Source organism: Chryseobacterium endalhagicum (assembly GCF_016745235.1).
GTDB classification, from domain to species: Bacteria; Bacteroidota; Bacteroidia; order Flavobacteriales; family Weeksellaceae; genus Chryseobacterium; species Chryseobacterium endalhagicum.
Genome location: NZ_JAELVM010000001.1, coordinates 2,318,033 through 2,325,054 on the forward strand (window position 1 = coordinate 2,318,033; position 7,022 = coordinate 2,325,054).

Below are 7,022 nucleotides of genomic sequence, written 5' to 3' on the forward strand. Positions count from 1 at the left end.
GGTCCTTTTATTTGCACTTTCCAGTGATTGATATCAAAGCGATGAGCCATTAATGAAGTTGAATGAAATCTGTTTAAGCTTTTATTTTTATAGTTGGAATATCGCAAAGACGCAAATTATTTAAAGAAAGAATGTTTTAGGGCGCAAAGATTTTATCTCCGATAAAATTTAATGCTGTTGATCTATTGAATCGTTTTCTGATAATTTTGTGACCGATGTAAATTGACATAGGAAAATGAAGCGTTAAGAAAATAAATGCTGTGAGCGTTAAAAAAATTCTACTGTCTGAAGCGCGGGGCAGCTGCTGAAACGAAAAAGAAACAGTAAATCCGCGCAAGTTTTAGAATTTTTAGTGAACAGGATTTATTTTTAGCGGAAGTTTCCCAGTCTTGAATTTTTGATTCTTTTGCTTCAAGGTAAAAGAATATTTAGAGAAAAAAATTGCTTTCTGATATATCTCGCGCAGATTTTGCGGATGATACAGATTTTTTTAACCACAGATTTTCCGCAGATTAGCACAGATCTTCCGAAAGGATTGTTTTTATAACCTTGATAAAACTGACTTAGGAAAATGGAGCGTTAAAAAAATAAATACTGTGAACGTTAAGAAAATTCTACTGTCTGAAGCGCGGGGCAGCTGCTGAAACGAAAAAGCAACAGTACATCCGCGCAAGTTTTAGAATTTTTAGTGAACAGGATTTATTTTTAGCGGAAGTTTCCCAGTCTTGAATTTTTGATTCTTTTGCTTCAAGGTAAAAGAATATTTAGAGAAAAAAATTGCTTTCTGATATATCTCGCGCAGATTTTGCGGATGATACAGATTTTTTTAACCACAGATTTTCACAGATTAGCACAGATCTTCCGAAAGGATTGCATTTTACAACTGCGATAAAACCGACTTAGGAAAATGGAGCGTTAAAAAAATAAATACTGTGAACGTTAAGAAAATTCTACTGTCCGAAGCGCGAGACCTATTCTGAATCGAATAACCCATATTGAACTCGCGCAAGTTTTAGAATTTTTAGTGAACAGGATTTCTTTTTAGCGGAAGTTTCCAGGTCTTGAATTTTTGATTCTTTTGCTTCAAGGTAAAAGAATATTTAGAGAAAAAAATTGCTTTCTGATATATCTCGCGCAGATTTTGCGGATGATACAGATTTTTTTAACCACAGATTTTCCGCAGATTAGCACAGATCTTCCGAAAGGATTGTTTTTATAACCTTGATAAAACTGACTTAGGAAAATGGAGCGTTAAAAAAATAAATACTGTGAACGTTAAGAAAATTCTACTGTCCGAAGCGCGGGACAGCTATTGAAACGAAAAAGAAACAGTAAATCCGCGCAAGTTTTAGAATTTTTAGTGAACAGGATTTATTTTTAGCGGAAGTTTCCAGGTCTTGAATTTTTGATTCTTTTTGTTTCAAGACAAAAGAATATTTAGAGGAAAAAATTGCTTTCTGATATATCTCGCGCAGATTTTACGGATGACACAGATTTCTTTAACCACAGATTTTCACAGATTACCACAGATCTTCCGAAAGGATTGTTTTTGTAACTGTGATAAAACTGACTTAGGAAAATGGAGCGTTAAAAAAAATAAATACTGTGAACGTTAAAAAAATTCTACTGTCCGAAGCGCGGGACAGCTGCTGAAACGAAAAAGCAACAGTAAATCCGCGCAAGTTTTAGAATTTTTAGTGAACAGGATTTATTTTTAGCGGAAGTTTCCAGGTCTTGAATTTTTCATTCTTTTGTTTCAAGACAAAAGAATATTTAGAGAAATCCAACAAAGCTCCTCAAAACACAAAATTTATATTCTATTTTTTATAAAAGAAGGCAAAGAACAGCAGTTTTGAATGATTGAATCAAGCCTATGCATTATCATTACAGCCTAATCCATCCTACTGCCCTATCCCTTGCCTTACTTAAACTGAACATTCTCAAAACAGGATTATTCCCTTTCAAACTTCTTTAAAGTTCCGTTTTGATTCAGCTCAATGGAATAACGTTCCCGGCTTCCATTAATAGTGGCCGGGAACCATCGTAAATTGTTATTCCAGATTGATATATATATACTGGTTATTGGTCTTGCTCCTTCAACTTCTGCTATTTTTTCGGTGTAAAGACGTGCCGCAGCAGCAAAATGGGTAAAACTGATATGATCTAAAGGCATCAAACGGCTTTGAATATTATCTTTGACGGACATCTGCTCCGGTTCCGGTTCGGACCAGCTGCCGTTTTTATAGGTATAATTATCAATATACCCGGGAGTTGTGGGATGCTGAAGCTTTACCTGAATCCGTTCGTCCTCATAAAAATGAATGGTAGAATAGATGTAAATGTTTTTTCCGGCATATTGAGGAAGCCTGCGTAAGGCCTCCTCAGCTTTCTTCAGTTTCTCTTCATTGGTCAGAAAATCTGTGTTTTTACCTTCTGTATGTTGAACGCGTGTTTGGGCGTGTTTTTCTACCATCGTAGTCACCAGATGCTGAACTTCCTGGATCTGCTGTTCTACGGCGGCATCATATGGAACTGAAGCCGGAGCTTCTCCGATGTTTTCAGTTTTATGGCGGGCTATTGTGTCCTCTTTAGGCTCCATCGTGTCTTTAATACTTTTGGAAACCTCTTCACAGCCTGTAAGAAGAATTCCGCCTATGAGTAGAGTGATTGATTTTTTCATACGCTTAACTTATTTCATCCAGATCAACAGCAAATGCAATACGGCCGGGATCTTCTTTTAAGTAAAAAATATCCGCGGTTCTCTGCCTTACCTGATTAAGATCGAGAAGGTTGACAATCTTTTTAATCTCAGCCCTGCGGATTTGATTCTTTTCATCAGTATATTCAAGTTTAAACAAAACCATAGGCTGTTCGTTGATGTAGGTTCCCGTCTGATCTGCACTGATCAGCCTGGCCGTGGTTCTTATCCCTTTAAATTTAATAAGTTCGGGAGCTACTTTATAACCACCCGTAAGCTTTCTGAGAAAGAATGAAAGTATCCCTTTGTAAAACAGTAATATCGCAGGACAAACCACTAAAGGATGCCAGTAAACAATAAACCTCCACCCTGTTCCATTGTTCTCCGTAAGGTATGAATAGATGTAATATCCGGCTATAAGCGCCACCAGAGCCATCCAGCCCAGAGTGATGAATGTAATGACCAGAACATTAATGCTTGCCTCCGTTCCTGCAAAAATAAAATAAGGCTTTCTTTTCATGTCCTGATCGATACGGATCTCAACGGTTTTGCCTTTTTCAAAGCGTTTTTGCTGAGGTTTTGAATCATTAACTACTGTTTTCTGTGTAATTTCGGTATTGACGAGATTTTTAAAAGAAAGAAGAAGTTCGTAAACAGTATATCTGCTGTTCTCTTTTGAGATTTTTACCGCTTCCAGAATCTCTGCTTTCCTTGAAACCCCATGTTTATTCAGATAAGAGATGTTACTTTTTGCCGTAAAGTTCACAACGATCCATTTGTAAAACCAGCTGGATAAAACAATGCTCCATAATATGACGGAAAGCACTAAAACGCCCAACGCCAGCCATGGATCGGTATCATAAAGCTGCGGCGGATCATCACTTTTGATATTGTAATATAAAATCATAGGAAATGGTACCGCAAAAAACAGCATATACAACATCCAGAATATTCCCAAACCGCGTCCCATCATTTTATTTTTTATTAATGATTAATGATTCATCTTTTTTCCATATTCATAATATCATTTACTTCATTGATGGCATTCTGCACTTTTCTTGATCCGAACAGTCCTACAACAATAGGAACCCTTTTCTCTTTTCCGTTTTTACTGAATATAAAGAAAGCTGTACTGTCCATGGGTATAAAAACATATTTTGTGATTAAAACATAGAACTGTTCAAATTCATCAAAACGGTATTCCACTTCACTGTTCAGGATATTGTTTTTGTGAATGATAACCTGGGCAGCCGGATCGATAACCAGTTTTTTCGTGGACTTTAACAAATTGATCAGTCCGAAAATCACAAATAGCACCGCGCCCCAAAGCCCGATTTTCTTTTCCAATGGAATGATAAAATAAAGCGCACCAGCAACAATCAGGCAGAATATAAAGCGTATCATAGCAACAGGCATATTATTCTTCAGATAAAATCTGCTTCCTTCCTGCGTAAAACACCTGTATTCCATTACCTTTATATTTTACTCCTGTTATCACCCAATAAAGGCAAATTTATCTTCAAACATTTTCCCGAATACAGGAACCGGTTTCTCGGCACCATTGGCCGCATTGATCATTCCCAATACCCAGAATATCAAAATCACCAGTCCAACTATTCCTAAGAACGAAAGCGCTGGGGCTGCCGTTGCAATAACTCTCATGATGATATTGAAGATAATACTGATGATCATAAGTCCCAGGGATTGTCTCAAATGGTATTTAAGCAGTGAATCTGCCTGATCTTTTCCTGATAAATAAGCAACCAGCCAGCCTATTGGGGTAATGTAGGAAATGATTGATAAAGTTTTGTTGTTCATAATTTCATGATTAAGGTTGTTCGCATTATTGCTGTTACAAAGATTCAGACAATAGGCAGAGTTTCCAAATTTCTCTATTCTACAAAGTATCTACTTCCTTCCGATAACCCGTCTACAATATGTCTACATAAAACACAATGCTACTGATTTTAAACACATTACAAGTCAACACAATCCATTATATTTACTGAGATCTGCGATTGGGTTCAACAATTTGTTTTAATTTAGATCTATGAAATCTGTAGTCTATCAACTGTTTATCTATCTATGCATCTGCGCAGGCCTGAACTGTAAAGCTCAAAGCCTCTACACCGACAGTCTTCAGCAGGCTATTAACAATCCCGGTCTGAATAAAAAACTCAAACCGGCCCTGCTCAACAAACTTGCCGAAGCGTACAGAATAGACCGGAATTATTCTGCTGCAGAGAAAAAAGCCCGGCAGGCCACACGCATTGCCCTTCAGTATCAAGATTACACGGAAGCGGCAAAATCCTATACACTGCTGACTGTTATAAAAGCAAATAATCAGCAGCTTGGCACTCTAAAACAGATAAGTGATTCTGCTCTTATTCTCGCACAGCAAGCAAAGAACCCGGCCGCTATGGCCTATGGATATTATGCCCAGGCATTTTTGTTTAAAACCCTTGACGATTCTGAAAAGAGAATAAAATTCTGCCAAATGGGATTAAAGGAACTGGAAAAATCACCCGATCCTCAAATTGCTTCAAAATTATACTACCAGCTCTACGCCGCCCATTCAGACTGGAATAATACAGCCCAGGTGAATAATTATGCCCGTAAAGCCACTGAAAATGCACTGAAAACAAAAGACTATAACCTTCTGAGTAATTCTTATGCCGCCTTATCCGTTGCCCATGAATATGAGTTTAATGCATCTAAGGCGAAAAAGGAGCTGGACAGTGTTCTGTTTTATCTTCAAAAAGCAGAACATCTTTATCTGAAATATCCCAAACAGGTTTCAAAATACACCCATGCCATCACATGCATTAATATTGCCAGTGTCTACCTGAAATATTTCCCGGCTGATGATCAGGAAGCAGAATCGAAGGCTGTTCATTATGCCCGGTCGGCAGCAGATCTTTTGAAAAATGTTCCGAATACGCAGGAGGTTCTGGCGAGCAGTCTGGGGATCTTAAGTGAATTTGCTTCAAGAAAAGGAGATAAAGCTTTGGCAGAATCTTACCTGTTACAGGCTTATGAGCTGATGAAAACCGGAGAACATCCTTATTATTATACTTTAATCAATGTAGTTCAGGCATTGTCCAGTTTTTACAAACAGCAGGGTGATTTTAAAAAGGCTCTTGCTTTTCAGGAAGAAGTCACGGAGTACAGCAATAAAAATTTCAAGCAGAAACAGGCTTTGAATGCCCAAAAGCTCGAAATTCAGTTTGAAACGGAAAAGAAAAACAATGAAGTGAGAATATTGAAGGAAAGAGAAGCAGGCCGTAAACTGCAGAGCTATCTGTATGCATGCATTGCCGGAGCGTCTTTGCTGGGACTGGTCTTTATGTTCCGGTCTTATCATTTTAAGCTGAGACTTTCTCTGGAACGGGAAAAGAAGCTGCAACTGGAAAATCATGAATCCGAAATGCAGATCAGGCTGGAAAAAGAGGAAAAAGCAAGGTTAAAAGCTGAACAGCAATTACTTGAAGCCCAGCAGCAGCAATTACAGAAAGAAGCCATGGCCAATGTTCTTCAGCTGGAACATAAAAACAGGGTTCTGCACAATATTAAGGATAAACTCGGCGATGATAATTCCCTGAATATGCAGAAGATCGTGAAAGAGGAAATCGTCCTGGACAATGATTTTGAAGATGCTAAATTAAGAATACAGCAGATTCACCCGGATTTCTTTAATCTCATCAATGAAAAGGCGAAGAAAAATCTTACGCTTCTGGATATGAAACTCTGCGCTTACCTTTACCTTAAAATGGATACACGCCAGATCTCACAACTGATGCATATAGAACCCAAAAGTGTCCGCATGAGCCGGTACAGAATTAAGCAAAAGCTCGGATTGGACAAGGATGAAGATCTGAATGCTTTCCTGCATAAACTGGGAAGTTAAAAGACTTCATCCGGTATCATTTCGTTAGCCTTGCGATTATTAAACACAAGGAAAGACAAAGGATTGATTTTAATTCCTTTAAAATTAAGGTAAACAAAGGCGTTTCACTTATTTACGAAATACAAAGATTTAAAATGCACAGCGGATGACTGCTTAATCAAATTTTACAGTAAATATTTAATATTAATTACTGAAGAAACAAAATGGATTCTTGAATAATCAGTACGGACGGATAAGACATTTTGTTTTGCTTTTTAAATGAAATGCCTTTGTTTATCTTATTAAAAAACTTTATGCTAAAAACTTTGTTTAGCCTTGCGATTATTAAACACAAGGAAAGACAAAGGATTGATTTTAATTCCTTTAAAATTAAGGTAAACAAAGGCGTTTCACTTATTTACGAAATACAAAGATTTA

5 protein-coding genes are annotated in these 7,022 nt (G+C 37.3%); 1 reads left to right on the plus strand and 4 read right to left on the minus strand.

Going from position 1 to position 7,022, the window contains the following annotated elements; translation table 11 throughout:
* Window positions 1–1,951 precede the first annotated feature (1,951 nt).
* Genes JET18_RS10290 through JET18_RS10305 form a run of 4 tightly spaced genes read right to left on the minus strand, consistent with a single transcriptional unit; the run spans window position 1,952 to window position 4,516 of the window.
* Window positions 1,952–2,680: a hypothetical protein gene (locus JET18_RS10290; RefSeq protein ID WP_202090650.1), complete on the minus strand. Its 729-nt coding sequence runs from the start codon at window positions 2,678–2,680 to the stop codon at window positions 1,952–1,954.
* Between the two features lie 4 nt (window positions 2,681–2,684).
* Entirely contained in the window at window positions 2,685–3,671 is a 987-nt protein-coding gene (locus tag JET18_RS10295; protein ID WP_228728514.1) for a hypothetical protein, read from the minus strand.
* Between the two features lie 26 nt (window positions 3,672–3,697).
* A complete protein-coding gene (locus JET18_RS10300) occupies window positions 3,698–4,168 on the minus strand; it encodes a hypothetical protein (RefSeq protein ID WP_202090652.1) in 471 nt (156 codons plus the stop codon).
* Window positions 4,169–4,192: 24 nt separating this feature from the next.
* Window positions 4,193–4,516: a DUF4870 domain-containing protein gene (locus JET18_RS10305; RefSeq protein ID WP_202090653.1), complete on the minus strand. Its 324-nt coding sequence runs from the start codon at window positions 4,514–4,516 to the stop codon at window positions 4,193–4,195.
* 232 nt (window positions 4,517–4,748) lie between these two features.
* Between JET18_RS10305 and JET18_RS10310 the strand changes: the two genes are divergently transcribed.
* Window positions 4,749–6,605: a helix-turn-helix transcriptional regulator gene (locus JET18_RS10310; RefSeq protein ID WP_202090654.1), complete on the plus strand. Its 1,857-nt coding sequence runs from the start codon at window positions 4,749–4,751 to the stop codon at window positions 6,603–6,605.
* Window positions 6,606–7,022: the final 417 nt, after the last annotated feature.

What these genes read in the sequence shown, in the direction of transcription:
- JET18_RS10300 (WP_202090652.1), bottom strand. Translation starts at nt 4,168, where the DNA reads ATGGAATACAGGTGTTTTACGCAGGAAGGAAGCAGATTTTATCTGAAG.
- JET18_RS10305 (WP_202090653.1), bottom strand. Translation starts at nt 4,516, where the DNA reads ATGAACAACAAAACTTTATCAATCATTTCCTACATTACCCCAATAGGC.
- JET18_RS10290 (WP_202090650.1), bottom strand. Translation starts at nt 2,680, where the DNA reads ATGAAAAAATCAATCACTCTACTCATAGGCGGAATTCTTCTTACAGGC.
- JET18_RS10295 (WP_228728514.1), bottom strand. Translation starts at nt 3,671, where the DNA reads ATGATGGGACGCGGTTTGGGAATATTCTGGATGTTGTATATGCTGTTT.
- JET18_RS10310 (WP_202090654.1), top strand. Translation starts at nt 4,749, where the DNA reads ATGAAATCTGTAGTCTATCAACTGTTTATCTATCTATGCATCTGCGCA.